At 59.5% G+C, this 20,191-nt stretch carries 13 protein-coding genes; 4 read left to right on the top strand and 9 right to left on the bottom strand.

All coding sequences use genetic code 11. From position 1 onward, the window contains the following. Window positions 1-15: 15 nt before the first annotated feature. From BM110_RS11370 to BM110_RS11355, 4 genes are all read left to right on the top strand, one after another. Window positions 16-405, top strand: a complete 390-nt coding sequence (locus BM110_RS11370; protein WP_010210958.1) for a RidA family protein — start codon at window positions 16-18, stop codon at window positions 403-405. A gap of 106 nt (window positions 406-511) precedes the next feature. Beyond that, a complete protein-coding gene (locus BM110_RS11365) occupies window positions 512-1,276 on the top strand; it encodes an IclR family transcriptional regulator (protein WP_058424172.1) in 765 nt (254 codons plus the stop codon). Between the two features lie 9 nt (window positions 1,277-1,285). Next, window positions 1,286-2,494, top strand: a complete 1,209-nt coding sequence (locus BM110_RS11360; protein ID WP_092244349.1) for an amino acid deaminase — start codon at window positions 1,286-1,288, stop codon at window positions 2,492-2,494. Window positions 2,495-2,611: 117 nt separating this feature from the next. Beyond that, window positions 2,612-3,520 carry a sugar kinase gene (locus BM110_RS11355; RefSeq protein ID WP_092244346.1) on the top strand — a complete coding sequence of 303 codons (909 nt, stop codon included), beginning with the start codon at window positions 2,612-2,614 and terminating at the stop codon, window positions 3,518-3,520. A 176-nt stretch (window positions 3,521-3,696) separates the two neighbouring features. On the opposite strand, the gene BM110_RS11350 is transcribed toward BM110_RS11355, so the two are convergent. The 9 genes from BM110_RS11350 to BM110_RS11310 form a co-directional block, all read right to left on the bottom strand. Continuing rightward, window positions 3,697-4,905 carry a glycosyltransferase gene (locus tag BM110_RS11350; RefSeq protein WP_093513405.1) on the bottom strand — a complete coding sequence of 403 codons (1,209 nt, stop codon included), beginning with the start codon at window positions 4,903-4,905 and terminating at the stop codon, window positions 3,697-3,699. Further along, window positions 4,899-9,569, bottom strand: coding sequence for a dermonecrotic toxin domain-containing protein (locus BM110_RS11345; RefSeq protein WP_093513404.1), 4,671 nt, complete (start codon window positions 9,567-9,569; stop codon window positions 4,899-4,901). Before BM110_RS11345 ends, BM110_RS11350 begins: the two co-directional genes overlap by 7 nt. 110 nt (window positions 9,570-9,679) lie before the next feature. After that, window positions 9,680-9,955 carry a peptidylprolyl isomerase gene (locus tag BM110_RS11340; RefSeq protein ID WP_003174397.1) on the bottom strand — a complete coding sequence of 92 codons (276 nt, stop codon included), beginning with the start codon at window positions 9,953-9,955 and terminating at the stop codon, window positions 9,680-9,682. 43 nt (window positions 9,956-9,998) lie between these two features. Further along, a complete protein-coding gene (locus tag BM110_RS11335) occupies window positions 9,999-12,494 on the bottom strand; it encodes a PAS domain-containing protein (protein WP_093513403.1) in 2,496 nt (831 codons plus the stop codon). Between the two features lie 135 nt (window positions 12,495-12,629). Continuing rightward, window positions 12,630-14,588 (bottom strand): acetoacetate--CoA ligase, encoded by a 1,959-nt coding sequence (locus BM110_RS11330; RefSeq protein ID WP_093513402.1) that lies wholly within the window; start codon window positions 14,586-14,588, stop codon window positions 12,630-12,632. 160 nt (window positions 14,589-14,748) lie between these two features. Continuing rightward, window positions 14,749-15,522: a 3-hydroxybutyrate dehydrogenase gene (locus BM110_RS11325; protein WP_093121239.1), complete on the bottom strand. Its 774-nt coding sequence runs from the start codon at window positions 15,520-15,522 to the stop codon at window positions 14,749-14,751. Window positions 15,523-15,529: 7 nt separating this feature from the next. Further along, window positions 15,530-16,921: a GntP family permease gene (locus BM110_RS11320; RefSeq protein WP_093121238.1), complete on the bottom strand. Its 1,392-nt coding sequence runs from the start codon at window positions 16,919-16,921 to the stop codon at window positions 15,530-15,532. Between the two features lie 295 nt (window positions 16,922-17,216). Further along, on the bottom strand, window positions 17,217-18,611 hold the full coding sequence (locus BM110_RS11315) for a sigma-54 interaction domain-containing protein (RefSeq protein WP_071487998.1): 1,395 nt from the start codon (window positions 18,609-18,611) through the stop codon (window positions 17,217-17,219). Then, window positions 18,608-20,182, bottom strand: a complete 1,575-nt coding sequence (locus BM110_RS11310) for an ABC transporter ATP-binding protein (RefSeq protein ID WP_092244322.1) — start codon at window positions 20,180-20,182, stop codon at window positions 18,608-18,610. Before BM110_RS11310 ends, BM110_RS11315 begins: the two co-directional genes overlap by 4 nt. Window positions 20,183-20,191 lie beyond the last annotated feature (9 nt).

Here is a 20,191-nt window from a genome sequence, read left to right as displayed (position 1 = left end):
CAGGAGCCTGTTGTTATGAGCATTACTCGTTATGGTGCCGGCAGTACTGCCGGCGGTGGCCAACCCCGTCCTTTCGCCCGCGCCGTGGAAGCGGACGGTTGGTTGTACGTCTCGGGCCAGGTGCCTGCGGTGGATGGCGAAATCATCACTGGCGGCATCATTGAGCAAACCCGGCAGACCATGCGCAACGTGGTGGCGATCCTCGAAGAGGCTGGCTACGAATTGAAAGATGTGGTGCGCGTGGGGGTATGGCTGGAGGACCCGCGGGACTTCTGGAGTTTCAACAAAGTCTTCGGCGAATACTTCACCCCGGAACACGCCCCGGCGCGGGCCTGTGTGCAGGCGAACATGATGGTCGACTGCAAGGTGGAGATCGATTGCGTGGCCTACAAGAAAAAGGGCTAAATGCCCCATTCTTGAAACCACGGAAAATCCAATGTGGGAGGGGGCAAGCCCCCTCCCACAAGGATCTGCGCAGATCACAGCATTTTTACAGGAATCGAAGGCTGCCATGACCGAAGACACCATCAAACGCCGCGCCAAAGGCCTGGACCGGGCATTCGATATCCTCGATTTTCTCAAGGAAATCGGCCAGCCCCTGCGCCCGAATGATATTGCCAGCGGCATCGGCAGCCCCAAATCCACCGTCTACGAATTGGTCGCGTCACTGCTGGAGCGACGCATCCTGGAAACAGTGGGCAAGGACGGTCACGTCTACCTCGGCCGCCAGCTGTATTTCCTGGGCCAGGCACACCTGCGGCATTTCGACCTGACCCGCGAGGCCGACCACGCCTTGCAGGAGATCGTCAGCCAGACCCACGAAACCGCGCAGATGTGCCTGCTGAACGGGCGCAAGTACACGGTGGCGCTGATGCGCGAGGGCGAGCGGCATTTTCGTATTTCTTCGGACATCGGCGAAAACGCGCCGATCCCCTGGACCGCTTCCGGGCGCCTGTTGCTGGGGCACTTGAGCGACCAGCAGATCGTCGACCTGATCGATCACGATGACTTTATCCTGCCGGATGGCCAGCGCTTGCCGCTGGATACCTTCCTGGCACAAATCCGTCAGGCCACCCTCGATGGTTTCTTTTCCTTCGACAGTGTGGCCGACACCTTTACCCATTGCTTTGCCGCCCCGGTGCGGGACGCGCAAGGCATCAGCATTGCGACCCTCTGCATCGTCGCCCCGCGCGCCGATGCGATCAAAAATTACAACGACTATCGCCGGGTGTTGATCGAAAGTGCCAACAACCTGGCCCGTCGCATCAACGAATAGGAGCATTTCATGTCTGCCATCAATGCCGTTGAAAAAGGCGCCGCCGCCGTCGGTGCCCATCTGGTCCGCGACGTCAGCCTGCCGGCCCTGGTGCTGCACCGCGAGGCGCTGGAACACAACATCCGCTGGATGCAGGACTTTGTCAGCAAGAGCGGCGCGCAGCTCGCGCCCCACGGCAAGACCAGCATGATGCCGGCGCTGTTCCAGCGTCAGATCGAGGCAGGCGCCTGGGGCATTACCCTGGCCAACGCCGTGCAGACCCGCGCCGCGTATGCCGGTGGCGTGCGCCGCGTGCTGATGGCCAACCAACTGGTGGGCGCGCCGAACATGGCATTGATCGCTGACCTGCTGGCCGACAAGGACTTCGACTTCCACTGCATGGTCGATCACCCGGACAACGTCGCCGACCTGGGGCTGTTCTTCGCCGCCCGTGGCCTGCGCCTGAACGTGATGATCGAGTACGGCGTGGTCGGCGGCCGTTGCGGTTGCCGCAGCGAGCAGGAAGTGCGCGAACTGGCCAAGGCGATCAAGGCCCAGCCGGCCCTGGCCCTTACCGGTATCGAAGGCTATGAGGGCGTGATCCACGGCGAGCACGCCATCAGTGGTATCCGCGATTTCGCCGCGAGCCTGGTGCGCCTGGCGGTGGATTTGCAGAACAACGGCTCTTTCGACCTGCCCAAGCCCATCATCACCGCGTCGGGCTCGGCCTGGTACGACCTGATCGCCGAGTCGTTCGAAGAACAGAACGCCGCCGGCCGCTTCCTCAGTGTGCTGCGCCCCGGCAGCTACGTGGCCCATGACCATGGCATCTACAAAGAAGCGCAATGCTGCGTGCTCGACCGCCGCAGCGACCTCGATGAAGGCCTGCACCCGGCCCTGGAAGTCTGGGCGCATGTGCAGTCGTTGCCCGAGCCGGGCTTTGCGGTGATCGCCCTGGGCAAGCGCGACGTGGCCTATGATGCCGGCCTGCCGGTGCCGCTCAAGCGTTACAAGGCCGGTATCCTGCCAGCGGAAGGCGATGATGTGAGCGCGTGCAAGGTGACGGCGGTGATGGACCAGCATGCGTTCATGACGGTGGCGCCGGGGGTTGAACTGCGTATTGGTGACATCATTTCCTTTGGCACTTCGCACCCGTGCCTGACCTTTGACAAGTGGCAGGTCGGTTGCCTGGTGGATGAGCAGTTGCAGGTGATTGAGTCTCTGCCTACCTGCTTCTAGACCGCGTCGATCCCATCGGGGGCAAGCCCCCTCCCACAGTTTGATGTGTGAACCCATTCCAATGTGGGAGGGGGCTTGCCCCCGATGAGGCCATCAGTCACTCCCGAGACAATCGCTATGAGCACCCAACCCCGCATCGCCCTGATCGGCGAATGCATGATCGAACTGCAACACCGTGCCGACGGTAGCCTGCACCAGAGCTTCGGCGGCGACACCCTGAACGCGGCGGTGTACCTGCGCCGCGAGTTGGGCGATACCGGCGGTGTCGACTACGTCACTGCCCTGGGCGATGACAGCTTCAGCGATGCCATGTGCCGGCAATGGACTGACGAAGGGTTGGGGGTGGGCATGGTCCAGCGCCTGCCCGGACGTCTGCCGGGTTTGTACTGCATCCAGACCGATGCCAACGGCGAGCGCAAATTCTTGTATTGGCGCAACGAAGCCGCCGTGCGCGACTGCTTCACCACGCCGGCAGCCGAGCCGATCCTGGCCGCGCTGCCGGGCTATGACGTGGTGTATTTCAGCGGTATCACCCTGGCCGTGCTGGGTGAAATCGGCCGCGAACGCTTGCTGCAAACCCTGATCGAAACCCGTCGGCGCGGGGGCAAGGTGGTGTTCGACAACAACTACCGGCCGCGACTGTGGACGAGTGTCGAGGCGGCGCGTGCTGCGTATGGGCGTGTCCTGGCCGAAGTGGATATTGCCTTGCTCACCGAGGATGACGAGCGTGCCCTGTTTGGCTATCCCGACAGCGAGCAGGTGTTGACGGCGTATCCGGATATTAAAGAGGTGGTGCTCAAGCGTGGCGCGGATGCGTGCCTGATACGCTGCAACGGCGAGCGCTTTTGCGTGCCGGCGATCAAGGTGGAAAAGGTGGTGGACACGACAGCGGCGGGGGATTCGTTCAGTGCGGCGTACCTGGCCGGGCGGCTCAAGGGAAGCTCGCCGGAGCAGGCTGCATTGGCTGGGCATCGGTTGGCCAGTCGGGTTATCCAGGTGCCGGGGGCGCTGATTCCCCGGGGGTGAATGGCCGCCTGCGGCGGATCGGGGGCAAGCCCCTCCCACAGTTTGATTTGTGAACCTATTCAAATGTGGGAGGGGGCTTGCCCCCAATAGCGGTCTGCAGCCAACCCATCAATCCCGGTAAAACACCTGCACCAGGTGCTACCCGAACTTGCTCTTGATCGGCCCGTGAACTCGTTTCACGTTGTGATCCAGGAGTGCTCTGCGCCTATTACCACACGGGCTCTTTCGAAAAAGGGGAAGTAATGGTCCGTCACCTTGGATAATTTATGAAAGTAAGCGGTGTCAACTACACCAGGGTTAATCTTGGTGCCATGGCTGCGGGAGCGCTGGACCAGTACGCCGTAATAATCCGGTCGTTCACGTGCTAGTACATCGTTGAATACTTGCGGACCGGTCAATTGAAAAAGCTCGGCTGAGTAGGTTTTTAAGGCTTCGTAGGTTGAATCGTATTTGCCAGTAAAGTGCGGTCTGGGTTTGATAAAGAAATCCTTATGCTTGTCGCACCGGCTGAGAATCTCTTCCGTTACCTTGACCAATACCGGGTTATTGGCGTGAGTGGCGAAAATACTGGAGTTGTAACCATAAAAGTCTGCATGGGGCGCATTGATGAAAGTGCCTAGTAATACATCATTGCTCGCCGCCATGAACACTTGCTCGCTTATCTTCGTTGTGAAGCAGTCATCCATGTCCATGTAGATGCCTCCGTAATGATTGGCGAGCGGGTAGCGTAATATGTCAGACGCTGCCGAGTAGTTGGTTGTGGTGCCTGTGGAGATATTCAGGTAGTGCTTATAGATGGCGTGTTTTTTGAAATCTTCAAAAAACACGGTGCCGTTCAACGGAGCAATCGTCAACGTGGGTACGGCGTTTTTCAGTATCTGTGTAAGGGGAATCAATAAGTCATCACTCACATCGGTATGGACGATGACCTTATAACCCGCTGTGTGCGCGGCGTTACGGGTAAGCGCGTCAATGAGGTTCTGACTGGGAAGTAAAGTACCTATCCATATTTTATGAATTTCTCGCGGAATCGGTTGTGTATCCGTGGGCAACACGGGATAGCCAGGAAGCTCCACGTTTCTGAATTCAGTGGGCTGGGGCAACTTGTGCCTGATGGCTTGCCAGTCTTCCAACGTTCCGCGGTCCCAGTAACCCTCATGGGTGAGCCATACAGCTTGGGTGAGGAGTTCGCCGTCAATGGTATCAGGGTGTGTCATCCAGACGCCATGCTGCACGTCGTACCAGATACTCATCGGCGCGCCCTCCGCATCAAGAACAGATAGATGATGCTCAAACTTAACCACCGGAACTCTTGAGGTATGAAGGGGCGCCAAGGGTTGTAGGGCGCTGACAGGAGGGGTGCAGTGATGTTCAGGGTTCAACATTGTATCTCCCACCTGTTTCGAGTGTGATCGAACTTGACGCGAGGGCCGATGTGAGTGTCGTTGTAAAGTTGATAGTCGTCAGTGCCGTGCGGTTTTCTCACAGCGAAGATGTTACCCTGAAGATAAATATAGGTTTTCCCTTCTTTTACGTACATTGAGTTGACGGCTGTTATCTCTGATACGTCGACAGCACGAGCGTGTAATTTGAATTGTTGTTGGATATTGAGTTTGTTGTCGCCGGTGCGGGTGTCAGGTTTGAAGAACTGCGCGCGGCCTTGCGCAGTGGGTACAGCGGAGAGGGGGCGGTACTCAAGTGCTGGAAGATGCCTGTGTGCAAGCGTTTTGAACAGTGTTGGCCCCTGCGACATTTCGGCGCGTGTAAATCTAAGTAAAAACTTGATGGCCAGCATGCCTTTGTGACTGTATTGAAATAACAGTGCAATGGCGCCGAAGGGATTAGCCGCACCTAGAGACCGCAGGAGTACATTGGGTAAAGAACTTTGTAACGGTTGGATCGCCTTGGCTGCTGTTAAGGCTACCTTTGAAAAATTCGTTGACTTAGAAAGAATGATGACCCGACCAAGGCGCGTGGAAATACTAAGGGCCTTGATGCCAAGTCCGACAAACGGCAGTAACAGGCTGAACATTTCAAGGGCCGTGGTAATGATAGTACCCAGTGTTACTTTTCCGGCCTTGATGTCCTGATAAAGCGCATATCCAGGCAGTACAAAGCGCGCCATGAGTTGCGCGCGTGCAAACAGTCGCTCTTTATGGGTCTCGTACGGCGTAGGACTCTTCAAATAGGGGTAGGCAAGGTCCATGATGTTGCCGAATACAGCGTTCACCATTTTTTTGCACAAGTATTGGATCTTTTGTGCTCTGGACATTCCCTGTGTCTGCCGTCGGACGGTGTAGAAGCTGACCATTAAGTACGGCGTACTTTCTTTCTGATCTGGGGCACCTCTGAGGTAAGCCCCTTCATTCAAGGGAGAGATATACAGATACGGCAACTCATGCCACAGAGCATCCTGTGTGGGGGGAGAAGACGTCACGTGGATGCGGGTAGCGCGTTTAGCAGAGAGAGGTAGCGCTCGGACAGTTCCTGAAGGGCAAAATATTTCATAGGCGTACTGGATGTCCTCGTTCTCTTTATAAAGGGCGATGAGCCCAAAGCGGCTTTCCTCCCAGTTACCCTGACTGTTTTCAAACGATACCTTTATGTATTTGTAAGCGTTAAGTATCCGCTCCCGGTCCAATTGCGGTGTGCCGTGCAGCGCGAGTGCCAGGCGGTCAACCATGGCGCTTAGAAAGTTGTCCTTGTAGATGGAAAATTGTTGGTCAAACCGCGCTTGTAACTCGCAAGCGCCGTGTGGGTAGGGTTTTACCCCAATCTCTTGTTCTGTAAACCCCACACCGGACACACAGGACATGTACTTTTCCAGAAGGGTCATACGCATTCGGCGTCCAATATGCCGGTCTGCCGCGACGGAGGGGTGAACATGGAAGTACTTCTTGAGCTCGGCTTCTGTGAACGCGATGATCTGTTCCGTATCCACACCAGGATTGGCTTTTTTGAATGCGCTGCTTGCCATGCTTTTACGTTGAGGTGGTACTTGCGCCAGATGAGTAAAGGTTTGTGCCTCGAGGGCCTCTTGTTCGCTGACATAGGCGACAGCCTTGAGGCTATCGGCATGGGTGACCCAGGCAATTTCGGTTTCGGGAATGACTCCCTGGCACATGGCAAAGTGCAGACTGGGCAGCTGCTTTAAAAGAGCAACAGCGGTTTTCTTATCATCGCTCAACCCCGCGTAATGAGCATTCGAGTAGGCGGTGACTATTTCCACGTAGCTCAGGCCTTGGCTAGAGCATGGCTGTTCAGCTTCCAGGCATGCAACCGCATGACGCCAGTGAAGACTGTCCAGGGTTTGCCCGTACAGCAGGGTGGCTGGCACTTGGGTCACTAATAATTCCGGTGCATAACGAGCGCAGAGCACTGTGAAGACGAACCGCTGGGTTTGGCGGTCTACGTTTTTCGGGAGGCGTTGTTTGAGATGCGCTCGAAGCGTCTCGCGAACCTGGCTTACCGGAGACTCCCCTAGCTCGACGCTGTGCAAGTTCAAACCACAAATGTAGCCGGGCTTTTGTTCGGTGGGTGGGTAGAGATAATCGGTTATAACCGAGATGGCGAGCGCCCTAAATGATGTCTGCGCGTCATTGCGGCCTGGTGCAATGATTTTTCCAAGGGCTTTGCCCAGTCTGTGCAAGCCTGGAAGATCCAGCAGCAACTCATGATATAGCGAATAGTTACGTGGCTGTGCTGGTGAGATCATGTGCTCAGGGTCGTAGTCCGCCAATAACGACAGATTGAGGTAAGACGCTAATGCCGTTAGATCAATCTGGTCAGGTGTTGCTTTGATTTCACTGCACAAAATGGAAACGAGCGCGGGAGATTGGTCCTGTGCGAGGGTCAGCTCTCGTGCGGAGTAGTAGGGGTGAACGCCCTCGCTGGGTAATTGCTTCATGCCCAGTAACCTGAGGCCCACGCTTTCGAGTCGTAAGCCTAGGCGATCGCTGGGGGCGTTGCTCGCATAGAGCTGCATGAAGTAATAGAAGTTGTGCCGAAGACTGCCGGGGTGCTGCCAACTGAAAATCTGGCGTTCATCGCGGTAGGCGCAGATGCGTTGCAGGGCAAGAAAGCGAAGAGAGAGGGGAACAGGTGTCTCGGCAGAGAAATAACTGACGACATGGCTCATGACACCTTTGAGAGTGTTACCCACTTTGTCGGTGTTCAAGGTGCCTATCATCAGCGCTCTGCATTTAGTGTCATTGAACGCAAGCTTATTGAGTGCCGAGAGGTCCAGTATGGGTGAGTCCAGATCTTTGCTGTAGATATCCTGCGCGCGCGCAGTGGAAGTCAGTACTAACGCATCAGAAAGCGTTTTGCCGGGCAACTGTTCAAGCATGCTTGTCTGGCGGTGGTTTATCCAGCGCGCGTGCTGTTTGGTCAAGTGTTGGGCCAGTGATGGATTTAGTGCGTTGCAAAATGCTTCGAGCCCGGCAGGCAACGTATCATTTTTTATCGCGGTGAAGTCGTGCAGGAAATTTTCCGCCTGCTGGACGAGTAAACCCTCCACAAGTTCGTCAACGACGTAAGCTGCTGTGAGCATTTTTTTCAAACCCAGTCGAGCGGGTTGTGTTGAGCAAAAATCAACGATGTTCAGAGCGCTTTTTTTGCTCAAATGGTCCAGTAATAGCGGTCGACTGTTGCTATCAGCCATCTGGGAAAGCAGGCGCTTCTCGAATGCTTCCCAGCTTTCGTACTCCACCGCGCCTGTGTTCAGGGCGAACGCCACAAGGCGGTTTTGCTTTGAGGCTGATGCCTGCTGTTCGATCAGGAATGTGCCGCTGATGGGAAATGCCTTACCGCTGAAAAGATCTACGAACGCACAGGTGTAGGTGCTGATTGCAGGGGGCAGTGCTTGAGCGGAAGATTGGCTGAGTATCTGATTGATCTGCGTATGGCTGTCGTGCGTCAGGGTACTGTCCGCCAGCCCGATACGGGCTGTGGTTTCGATAGCGTGCTTGAGATGGTTGCGCCAGATCGTCTTGGCCCCCTTTTCAGAGGTCACGGGCGCCCAATAGTTTATGACATCCTGCTGGTACAACTTGGGGAGCCTGTCGAGGCGATCCAGAAAGTCATCCAATGTGCCGATATCAACGGAGATGAAAGGATGTAGATTGAATTGACTGTGGTTGATCGGCGAGTGCTTCAATAAATCTTGGGCAGTTACCAGGGCGGGATGATCTTCTCTGGTGATGCTCGTGTCCTCATAAACCGATATCTGCAATGAGGTCCACCGGGTGTCCGTTTGCTGATGAGGCCTGACACCTGTGCGAAGGTAGTCTGCTACCAACGACGCGATGGGTTTTGTATAGATGATCAGTCGATCGGTGGCAGGTGGCTTACGGTCTTTGGATGGGACATCGACATAGCCATGGACGATCGCAGCGTAAAAAGTCGAGTGTGTCGTGGCACTGAAGGATTTGCTGATGAACGTGGTGATTTCCCGCTGCAAGTTGTGCGATAAGCGCGGTTGGCGTTTCAGAATGTCGAGCGGATCGTGACGATGGAGTGTGAGCGCATTGAGCTCCAGTTTCTGAAAGGCGCGCAGTTGATAGATATCGATAATATTCGCGATCAACGCAAGGGAATCCTGGTCCAGAGGGTAAGCTGAATTCCTTGAAGTCTCGCTGTTAGTTAATGCGCTGATGAATTCATCCTTGAAACACTGCCGTGCTGTGCGGTCAAGAATCGCGGTGGGATAGAGCAGCGCTGGAAGCTCTCCGCGCCAGAGGGCTTCTGAGAGTTTGTAGAGACATTCCAGGGTCAGCGAAAACGTTAACTTCTCGATGGGAATTGTCACTGCGGTGGAAATCAGGGTTTGAAAAGGCGGAAATCTGCACAGGCCAGGCAGCGCGTGTTCGTCGCCGAAATCAAGGGTTTTGAAGAAGACGTGGGCACGCAGGGCGATAACATGGGAACGTGTGAGCAGGCGCTGAAAAAACTGGCGTGCCTGATCGCTGGGCAGGTCCGCCACATTTGGAATATGTAACGCGTAGAGCAAACTTGGAATGCTGAGTTGTTGTATTTTGGCGGTGTCCACATCCGGCCTCCCTGGTCCTGGTATAGCGATCAAGGTAGGCTGTGTGGAAAGTCACCCGGCAGTATTTATATCTCGTCCAGGTCGACGACGAGCGATACAAATAGAGCCGGTTAATCCCGGTAAAACACCTGCACCAGGTGATACCCGAACTTGCTCTTGATCGGCCCGTGAACCACCTTCACCGGTTTCTTGAAGATCACCGCATCAATCGCCCCCACCATTTGCCCGGGCCGCACTTCGCCCAGGTCGCCGCCACGCTTGCCCGAGGGGCAAGTAGAGTACTTCTTGGCCAGCACATCAAACGCCTCGCCCTTGGCGATGCGCTGTTTGAGCTGTTCGGCTTCTTCGCTGGTTTTCACCAGGATATGACGGGCTTGGGCTTTCATTGATCTCTACCAGGTGTGCGACGGCGCGCGATTATGCCTGAACTCATTCGTCGGCGTTGATCATGCTGCGGATTTTTGTCGCCAGCAGGTCGATGGAAAACGGCTTGGCCACCATGTCCATGCCGTCTTCGAGGAAGCCCTGGCGCTCGGCGGCTTTTTCCGCGTAACCGGTCATGAACAGTACCTTCAGCCCCGGCCGGTGCTGGCGGGCGATTTCCGCAAGCTGCCGGCCATTCATGCCCGGCAGGCCGACGTCAGTCACCAGCAGATCCACACGCAGATCCGACTCCAGCAGCGGCAGTGCAGCCCGGGCGTCGCCCGCCTGGTGCGCCGTATAGCCCAGTTCGTCGAGCACATTGACCACCAGCATGCGCACTGCCGGGTCATCTTCGACCACGACCACGGCTTCACCGGCCAGGGCTACCGGGGCTTCACCGAGGCTGGCAGGCAGGTCGCTTTCCAGGGAGGTGCCATGCAGGCGCGGCAGATACAGGCGCACGCAGGTGCCCTGGCCCGGCGCGCTCTGGATCGTCACATGCCCGCCGGACTGCTGGGCAAAGCCGTAGATCATCGACAGCCCCAGGCCTGTGCCCTGGCCGATGGGTTTGGTGGTGAAGAACGGGTCGAACGCCTTGGCCAGAATCTTCGGCGCCATGCCGGTGCCGTTATCGCACACGCCAAGCATCACGTAGTCGCCGGCCTTGACCGGTTCCAGGGTAGTGATGTCGGTGCCGTCCAGGTAACTGTTGGCGGTTTCGATCAGCAGTTCACCGCCGTCGGGCATCGCGTCGCGGGCGTTGATCACCAGGTTGAGCAGGGCGTTTTCCAGTTGGCTGGCGTCGGTGTTCACCGGCCAGATGTCATGGCCGAGCTGCACCTTGAGGCTGATGTGCGCGCCCTTGGTGCGGCGGAACAACTCTTCAAGGGACGCCACCAACTGGTTCGGGTCCAGCGGGCGACGGTCCAGGGACTGGCGCCGCGAGAACGCCAGCAAGCGGTGGGTGAGGGCGGCCGCACGGTGGGCGGAGGATACGGCGGCATCGGTAAAACGGCCGATCTCGTCACTGCGCCCGGCAGCGATGTAGCGCTGCATCAGGTCCAGGCTGCCGATGATGCCGGTGAGCATATTGTTGAAGTCGTGGGCGATACCGCCGGTGAGCTGGCCCACCGCTTCCATCTTCTGGGCGTGGCGCAGCGCATCTTCGGCGCGTTCGCGTTCGAACATTTCGTTTTGCAGGCGCTGGTTGGCCTCGGCCAGCGCCTGGGTGCGCTGGGCCACGCGTTCCTCGAGGTTTTCATTGAGGTGGCGCAGGGCTTCTTCGGTGAGCTTGCGTTCGGTTTCATCGATCACAAAGATGTAGAAACCCTTCACCGAACCGTCATTGCTGAAGCGTGGCAGGTACTTCATCAGGGCGTGGCGCGGTCGACCGTCCTGGTGTGGTGTGATGGTCATGAAGCTGCAGGCCTTGCCCTTGAGTGCGGCCTCGATCTTGTCTACACGCCCGGCATACACCTCGTCGCCGAGCACTTCGCGGATGGTCTTGCCGTACAGCTCCTGGGGCGTCATGCCGTACCATTCCAGGTAAGCGCTGTTGTTCAGGCGGAACCGCTGCTCGTGGTCGACATAACCGATCAACACCGGCATGGCGTTGATGATCAACTGCAGCTCGCTCTGGCTTTGGCGCAAGGCCTGCTCGGTGTGTTTGCGCTCGGTCAGGTCCAGCGCAGCACCCAGGAAACGCGCGGGGCGGCCTTGATGATCCTTGTAGCAGCGCCCGCGGGCGAATACCCAGCGCACTTGGCCATCGGCTTGCAGCAGGCGGTATTCCTCGGCGTACTCGGTGCCGAAGGTGATGCAGTGCTTGATGCTGCGCGCCACCATGCCACGGTCTTCCGGGTGCACGCCTTGCAGGTAGTCGCTGATCGGCAAACGGCTTGCATCGTCGGGATCGACACCATGCAGGTAGGCGAAGTGCGTGTCAGCGATAAAACGGTCTTCGCCGATATCCCAGTCCCAGGTGCCGACCGCGTCGGTGGCCGCCAATGCCAGTTGCAGGCGCTGTTCGGTGTTGTGCTGGGCCTTGCGCCGTTCATTGGTTTCGATGGCGGTGACCAGGATGCCGGCAACGCTGCCGCTTTCATCGCGGACCGGGCTGTAGGTGAGGTCCAGCCAGATTTCAGTATCGCGATTGTGGCGTTGCAGTACGAAGCGCTGCTCGCTGAAGGTGCGCACCTGGCCGCTGAGCACGGCGTCGTAGATCGGCCCGGTAAAGCCTTCCAGCTCCGGCCAGGTCTGGTGCGCCGGCTGGCCCATGGCCCCAGGGTGTTTATTGCCCGCGAGTTGGGCGAACCCGTCGTTGTAGAGCTGCGTGAGCTGGTTGCCCCACAGCAGGAGCATCGGCATCGGCGAGTGCACCACGATATCGACCGCCGTGCGCAGGCTTTGCGGCCAATCACCGGCCTCACCGAGAGGGCTTTGCGCCCAGTCCAGCCGCGCAATCAATGCGGCGGCTTCGCTGCCGGTGGATGTTCCAATCATGAAAAAGCCCTGAGCGTAACGCTTTGAAAAATGACAACACCCATTATCCCGTCAGACGGCAATGAGTGACTACCCCCGAAAAATAGCATGCATTGGGGGTTTGTCTTCAAATGAGTGCGTCAGCGCTGAAACCTTTCATCCTTGCGCCAGTTCCGGGCGATCGCGGAACTGATCAAGCGCCTGCGGGTTGGCCAGGGCGTCGGTGTTCTTCACCGGCTCGCCGTGCACCACATTACGCACTGCCAATTCGACGATCTTGCCGCTGATGGTGCGGGGGATATCGGTGACAGCGAGGATCTTGGCCGGCACATGGCGCGGTGTGGTGTTGGTGCGGATCACCTGGCGGATCTGCTGTTCCAGGGCCTCGTCCAGTTCGATACCGTCATTGAGGCGCACGAACAGCACCACGCGCACGTCGTCCTGCCAGCGTTGGCCGATGGCCAGGCTTTCCAGCACCTGGGGGATTTTTTCCACCTGGCGATAGATCTCTGCGGTACCGATCCGCACGCCGCCCGGGTTAAGTACCGCGTCGGAACGCCCGTGGATCAGCAGGCTGCCGTTGGGGCGCTGTTCGGCGTAGTCCCCTTGGGCCCAGACGCCGGGAAACTGGCTGAAATACGAAGCGAGCAGTTTCTTGCGCTCCGGATCCTTCCATAGCCCGATGGGCATGGCCGGGAAATGCCGGGTGCACACCAGCTCGCCTTTTTCACCGACCAGCGGCCGGCCCTGGTCGTCCCACACTTCGATGTCCATCGCCAGGCTCTTGCACTGCATTTCACCGCGCCGCACCGGCAGCACCGGGTTGCCGATCACAAAGCAGGAGACGATATCGGTGCCGCCGGACATGGACGACAGGCACAGCTCGGCCTTGATTTCGCGGTACACGTAGTCATAGCTCTGCGGCGACAGCGGCGAGCCGGTCGAGATCAGCGCTTTGAGGCTGCCCAGGTCATGGCTGAGGCGCGGTTGCAGGCCGGCTTTTTCCAGGGTGGCGAGAAACTTGGGGCTGGTGCCGAACACGCTGATGTGTTCCGCATCGATCAGGTCGATCAAACGCTCGGGGCCGGGGTGAAATGGTGAGCCGTCATACAGCACCGCCGTGGCGCCGATGGCCAGCACCGACACCAGCCAGTTCCACATCATCCAGCCGCAGGTGGTGTAGTAGAACAGGCAGTCCTCGCGGGACAGGTCGGCATGCAGGCCGTGTTCCTTGAGGTGGGTGAGCAATACGCCGCCGGTGCCATGGATGATGCACTTGGGCACGCCGGTGGTGCCGCTGGAGTAGAGGATGTACAGCGGATGGTCGAACGGCACCGCGACGAAGTCAGGCTCGCCGCCGGGTTGGTAGAAGTCCGGCCACAGCCAGACGCTGGCGTGGGTCTGATAGTCCTCGATCCTGGCCTGGGGGCGCGCATACGGCACGATGATCAACTGCTCCAGGGACGGCAGGCGCGCGAGGATTTCATTGAGCTTGGCGGTCTGGTCGATATCCTTGCCGGCATAGCGGTAGCCGGCGCAGGTGATCAGTACCTTGGGCTCGATCTGGCCAAAACGGTCGATCACGCCCTGGGTGCCGAAGTCCGGCGACGAGCAGGACCAGATCGCCCCCAGGCTGGTGGTGGCGAGCATGCCCACCAGGGTTTGCCAGGTGTTGGGCATACACGCCGCGACGCGGTCACCCTGGGTCACGCCGGCAGCGCGCAGGCTGCGTTGCAGGCCGGCGACGTGGGCGGCCAGTTCGGCGTAGGTCAGTTGTTCGCGTTGGCCGTCTTCTGCGACAGCCACGACGGCGGTGTGAGCGTCACGTCGGCGCAGCAGGTGTTCGGCAAAATTCAGCGTCGCACCGGGAAACCAACGGGCGCTGGGCATCTCGGCGTCTTCGATCAGCACTGCGGTGGGCGGGCTGCGAAATTGCACGTCGAAATAGTCCACGATCGCCCGCCAGAAATCCGCGCGCTGGTCGATGCTCCACTGGTGCAGCGCCGGGTAGTCGCCAAGCTGCAGGCTGTAGCGCTGGTTGATGTAGCGCCGGAACTGGTCCATGCGCGTGTTGGCGATGCGTTCCGGGGAGGGTTGCCAGAGGATGTCGGGCATCAGCAGGTCTCTTGTTCTTATCTAGGTCTTCCACACAATACAGTTCAAATGTGGGAGGGGGCTTGCCCCCGATGAGGGAGTGCCAGTTGATACATGGGGTGACTGACCCTCCGCTATCGGGGGCAAGCCCCCTCCCACATTTGAACGCCAGTGTCCGCTGTTACTGGGCCAGCCAGCCGCCGTCGATATTCCACGCCGCACCGCGCACCTGGGCACCGGCTTCGCTGCACAAAAACAGCACCAGTTCACCCAGTTGCGGCGGTGTCACAAACTCCAGCGACGGTTGCTTCTCCGCCAACAGGTCGTGCTGCGCCTGCTGCGGGTCGATACCACTGGCGGCGCGATCATCGATCTGCTTCTGCACCAGCGGCGTCAGCACCCAGCCGGGGCAGATGGCGTTGCAGGTGACATTGCTGGTGGCGGTCTCCAGGCCGACCACCTTGGTCAACCCGATCACGCCATGCTTGGCCGCCACATACGCGGCCTTGCCCACCGACCCGACCAGGCCATGCACCGAGGCAATATTGACAATACGCCCCCAGCCCTTGGCCTTCATCCCCGGCAGGCTCAAACGTGTGCTGTGGAACACCGAGGACAGGTTGATCGCGATGATCGAGTCCCAGCGTTCGGCCGGGAAGTCTTCCACCGCCGCCACATGCTGGATGCCGGCGTTGTTGATCAGGATGTCGACGCCGCCGAATTCACGCTCGGCGTAGGCGATCATGTCGGCGATCTGCGCCGGGTCGCTGACGTCGGCCGGATGATGGCCGACCTTGCCGCCGAACACCCGCACCTGGGCGATCACCGCGCTGGCGTCACCGAAGCCATTGAGGATCAGGTTGGCGCCGGCCTTGGCCAGGCTCAAGGCGATGCCCAGGCCGATACCGCTGGTGGAGCCGGTGACCAGGGCGGTCTTGCCGTTCAATGTCGTCATGGAAACCTCACACAATGCCGGTGGCGTAGAAAGTACCGATCACCACGAACACCGCGAGGGTCTTGATGAGCGTGATGCCGAAAATGTCCTTGTAGGCTTCGCGGTGGGTCAGGCCGGTGACCGCCAGCAGCGTGATCACCGCGCCGTTGTGGGGCAGGGTGTCCATGCCGCCGCTGGCCATGGCCGCGACGCGGTGCAGCACTTCAAGGGGAATATTGGCCGCATGGGCCGCCGAAATAAAGCTCTCGGACATCGCCGCCAGGGCGATGCTCATGCCGCCCGACGCGGAACCGGTGATACCGGCCAGCAGGGTCACGGTGATCGCTTCATTGACCAGCGGGTTGGGAATGCCCTTGAGCCAGTCCGCCAGCACCAGGAAGCCCGGCAGCGACGCGATCACCGCGCCAAAGCCATATTCAGAGGCGGTGTTCATCGCCGCCAGCAGCGCACCGCTGACCGCGCTTTTGCTGCCTTCGGCCAGCTTGCTCTTGATCGCCGAGAAGCCGAACGCCAGCACCACGATGATCCCCACCAGCAACGCCGCCTGTACCGCCCAGATCGCGGTGAGCTTGGCGATTTCGGTGGTCACCGGCGCACTCATGCCGGGCAGGCTGAGGCTGTGGGTCTTGCCGTACCACTGCGGGATCCAGTGGGTGAACAACAGGTTCATCACGCCGACCAGGATCAGTGGCGACAGCGCGATCCAGGGATTGGGCAGGGTCAGGTTCTCGGCGGTTTCCGGCTCGTTGCGCAGCTCCGTGCCATAGCCTTCACCGGCACGCTGCGCCTTGTTGCGCTGGCGTGCCAGGTAGAGCATGCCGGCGCAGAACACGAAGATCGTACCGATCAAACCCAGCCACGGCGCGGCCCAGGCGGTGGTGTTGAAGAAGGTGCTGGGGATGATGTTCTGGATCTGCGGGGTGCCGGGCAGAGCGTCCATGGTGAACGAAAACGCACCGAGGGCGATGGTGGCCGGGATCAGGCGCTTGGGAATATTGCTTTGGCGGAACATCTCCGCTGCAAACGGATACACCGCAAACACCACCACGAACAGCGATACGCCGCCGTAGGTGAGCAGGGCGCAGACCAGCACGATCACCAGCATCGCCTGGCGCGTGCCGAGCAAACGAATGGCTGCCGCCACAATCGAGCGCGAGAAGCCCGACAGCTCGATCAGCTTGCCGAACACTGCACCGAGCAGGAACACCGGGAAATACAGCTTGATAAAGCCGACCATCTTCTCCATGAACACGCCGGTAAAGGCAGGGGCGACGGCGGACGGGTCGGTGAGCAGGACAGCGCCGAGGGCGGCGATGGGGGCAAACAGGATAACGCTATAGCCACGGTAGGCCGCCAGCATCAGCAGCGCCAGGGCTGCCAGGGCAATGATCACACTCATGGTGTGTCTCCATCGGATTGTTATTGTTGTGGGGTGTTGCTTTAGGAAAGGGCTATAGCGAGATGTGTGCCATGTTCTTAACTTGTTGAAATTAAACAGTAATTTTCTGTATTTGGTGTGCTTCTCTGAATATTGTCTCTAACTTGAGACAAGTGACAAACAAATGTGGGAGGGGGCTTGCCCCCGATGGCAGTGTGTCAGCCGCCTGATAGGCAACTGAAGCACCGCAATCGGGGGCAAGCCCCCTCCCACATTAGCTAGTCTCTGTATTGAAATTTGTGTCTCTTTTTGGAGATCAGTTGATACCCAACGCCACCATCTTCTTGTACAGCGTCGACCGCCCAAGCCCCAACCGCTTGGCCGCTTCCACCACATTTCCCTCGCACGCGCTCAATGCCGCCGCGATGATCTGCCGATCAAACCGCTCCCGCGCCGCACTGAAGCTTTCGCCCTCGACCGTAGCGACGGCACTGCCACGCTCCACGGGGGTAAAGGTGCCAATCGCCGCCCGAATCTCCCCGGCATTCAACACCAGGTCATCACTGAGCAATGCCGCCCGCTCCAGCACGTTGCGCAGCTCACGGATGTTCCCCGGCCACGCATGCTGCGCCAGCAGTGCCAGGGCCTCGCGGTCCAGTTCATGCTGGCTGCGCAGTTCCTCCAGAATCGCCTCGCTCAACGCCGGAATATCCTCCAGCCGCTCACGCAACGGCGGCACCTGGATCGGCAGCACATTCAGCCGGTAATACAAATCCGCGCGGAACTCGCCGCGCTTGATCGCCGCCTCCAGGTCCATGGAGGTGGCGGCGATCACCCGCACATCGCTGTGCAGCATCTCGTTGGAACCCACCGGCTCGAATTCCTTTTCCTGCAACACGCGCAGCAGTTTGCTTTGCAAGGGCAGGGGCATGTCACCGATTTCGTCGAGGAACAGCGTGCCGCCCTGGGCGATCTGGAACTTGCCGGGGCGGCCCTTGCGGTCAGCGCCGGTAAACGCTCCCGGTGCGGTGCCGAAGAACTCGGCTTCCAGCAGGTCAGCGGGAATCGCCGCGCTGTTGATGCTGACAAAGGCCTTGTGCGCACGGCTGGACGCGCCATGAATCGCCTGGGCCAGCAGCTCCTTGCCGGTACCGGTTTCACCCAGAAGCAGCACGGGCGATTCGGCGCTGGCACTGCGCCGCGCCCGGCGTTTCACTTCGAGGCTGGCGGCGCTGGTGCCGATAAAATGCGCGAAGTTGTATTTGCTCTGCCGCGAGCGCAGCAAGGAGCGCGTCGACGCCAGTTCTTGCTGCATGCTCAGGTAGCGCTCAATCAGTGGCGACAGGTTGCGCAGTTCATCAAACAAGGCAAAGCCGATCGCACCGATCACCGCACCGGCGTCGTTGTGGATCGGCAAGCGCATCACCACCAACGGGCCCTTGGGCGTGTCCTGGATGTCCAGCAATATGGGCTGGTCATTGCGTACCACCTGGCGCAGCAGGCTATTGGAGATCACCTGCTCGCACGGCTGGCCGATGGCCTCGTCGGCGCTCTTGAGGCCAAAGCGCTTGGCGTAGCGCTCGTTCATCCACACGATATTGGCGTCGCGGTCGACAATCACCGTGCCTTCGCTGGACTGCTCGATGATCTCGAACAGCGACTGGATAGCCAGGCCGCGAACCTGTTGGTAATCCGTGAGGCTGGTACTCATGACGACAGCCCGCACGCCGCCGCCAGCAGCTCTTGGGTGTAAGGATGCTGCGGTGCATCAAACACCTGGTGGCTCGCGCCGGCTTCCACCACCTTGCCATCCTTGATCACGATCATGTCATGGGCCATGGCACGCACCACGGCCAGGTCGTGGCTGATAAACAGGTAGGTCAGGCCGTATTTCTCCTGCAACTCACGCAGTAGCGCCACCACTTGTTTCTGCACGGTGCGGTCGAGGGCCGAGGTCGGTTCGTCGAGCAACATCAGCGCCGGCTTGAGCACCAGGGCGCGGGCGATGGCGATGCGTTGGCGCTGACCACCGGAGAACTCATGGGGGTAGCGATGGCGGCTGGCGGGATCGAGGCCCACGTCCTTGAGCACCTGCACCACCTGTGCATCGCGGTCGGCCAGGCTGCACGGTGCGTGAACCTCCAGGCCTTCGCTGATGATCTGCTCCACGGTCATGCGCGGGCTGAGGCTGCCGTAGGGGTCCTGGAACACCACCTGCATCTGCTTGCGCCATGGGCGCATCTGCTTATGGTTCAGCGGGTCGAGGGCTTCACCCTGGAAGCGGATACTGCCCGTGGAATCAAGAAGCCGCAAAATCGCCTGGCCCAGGGTGGACTTGCCCGAGCCGGACTCGCCGACAATCCCCAGGGTCTTGCCGCGCTGCACGCTCAGGCTGATGCCATCCACCGCCCGCAAGTAAGTCTTGCGCCGGAACAAACCACCGCCGAGGGGGAATTGCACGGTCAGGTCATCCACCTGCAATACCGTCTCGCGTTCGTCACTGCACAGGGCATTACCGGCCGGTTCAGCATCCAGCAGCAGGCGGCTGTAGGGGTGCTGCGGCGCGCTGAACAGTGTCTGGCAGTCGGCCTGCTCGACGATCTCGCCGGCACGCATCACGCACACGCGCTGGGCAATGCTGCGCACCAGGTTGAGGTCGTGGCTGATCAGCAGCAGGGACATGCCCAAGCGTTGTTGCAGGGACTTGAGCAGCAGCAGGATCTTGCGCTGCACGGTCACGTCCAGCGCCGTGGTGGGTTCGTCGGCGATCAGCAGTTCCGGTTCGCAGGCCAGGGCCATGGCGATCATCACCCGTTGGCGCTGACCACCGGAGAGCTGGTGCGGATAAGCCTTGAGGCGTTCCTGGGGCTTCTGGATGCCCACCAGTTCGAGCAGTTCCAGGATGCGCGCCTGCGCCGCCTTGCCGCCCAGGCCCTTGTGCAGCAGCAGGGTTTCGCCGATCTGCTTTTCGATGCTGTGCAAGGGGTTGAGCGAGGTCATCGGCTCCTGGAAGATCATGGCAATGCGGTTGCCACGTAGCTTCTGCAAGGTGGCGGCTGAAGCGCCGACCAGTTCCTGGCCACGGTACTTGATGGAACCGGTGGTTTGAGTACCGGCCTCGGGCAGCAGTTGCAGGATCGAGTGGGCCGTCACCGACTTGCCCGAGCCCGACTCGCCCACCAGTGCCAAACACTCGCCGGGGCGTACGTCCAGGCACAGGTTGCGCACCACGGTCTGGCCACTGAACGCGACGCTGAGGTCGCGGATTTCGATCAGGTTCATAGGCAGTCA

The sequence above is a fragment of the Pseudomonas sp. NFPP28 genome (genome assembly GCF_900115535.1).
In the GTDB taxonomy this organism is placed as follows: domain Bacteria; phylum Pseudomonadota; class Gammaproteobacteria; order Pseudomonadales; family Pseudomonadaceae; genus Aquipseudomonas; species Aquipseudomonas extremorientalis.
The sequence above is the reverse complement of the archived record's forward strand: the minus strand, read 5'-3'. Positions and strand labels throughout refer to the sequence as shown.

Excerpts from the sequence above, each read along its gene's own strand:
- BM110_RS11365 (WP_058424172.1), top strand. The coding sequence starts at position 512 with ATGACCGAAGACACCATCAAACGCCGCGCCAAAGGCCTGGACCGGGCA.
- BM110_RS11340 (WP_003174397.1), bottom strand. The coding sequence starts at position 9,955 with ATGAAAGCCCAAGCCCGTCATATCCTGGTGAAAACCAGCGAAGAAGCC.
- BM110_RS11330 (WP_093513402.1), bottom strand. The coding sequence starts at position 14,588 with ATGCCCGACATCCTCTGGCAACCCTCCCCGGAACGCATCGCCAACACG.
- BM110_RS11370 (WP_010210958.1), top strand. The coding sequence starts at position 16 with ATGAGCATTACTCGTTATGGTGCCGGCAGTACTGCCGGCGGTGGCCAA.
- BM110_RS11360 (WP_092244349.1), top strand. The coding sequence starts at position 1,286 with ATGTCTGCCATCAATGCCGTTGAAAAAGGCGCCGCCGCCGTCGGTGCC.
- BM110_RS11350 (WP_093513405.1), bottom strand. The coding sequence starts at position 4,905 with ATGTTGAACCCTGAACATCACTGCACCCCTCCTGTCAGCGCCCTACAA.
- BM110_RS11315 (WP_071487998.1), bottom strand. The coding sequence starts at position 18,611 with ATGAGTACCAGCCTCACGGATTACCAACAGGTTCGCGGCCTGGCTATC.
- BM110_RS11355 (WP_092244346.1), top strand. The coding sequence starts at position 2,612 with ATGAGCACCCAACCCCGCATCGCCCTGATCGGCGAATGCATGATCGAA.
- BM110_RS11335 (WP_093513403.1), bottom strand. The coding sequence starts at position 12,494 with ATGATTGGAACATCCACCGGCAGCGAAGCCGCCGCATTGATTGCGCGG.
- BM110_RS11325 (WP_093121239.1), bottom strand. The coding sequence starts at position 15,522 with ATGACGACATTGAACGGCAAGACCGCCCTGGTCACCGGCTCCACCAGC.
- BM110_RS11320 (WP_093121238.1), bottom strand. The coding sequence starts at position 16,921 with ATGAGTGTGATCATTGCCCTGGCAGCCCTGGCGCTGCTGATGCTGGCG.
- BM110_RS11310 (WP_092244322.1), bottom strand. The coding sequence starts at position 20,182 with ATGAACCTGATCGAAATCCGCGACCTCAGCGTCGCGTTCAGTGGCCAG.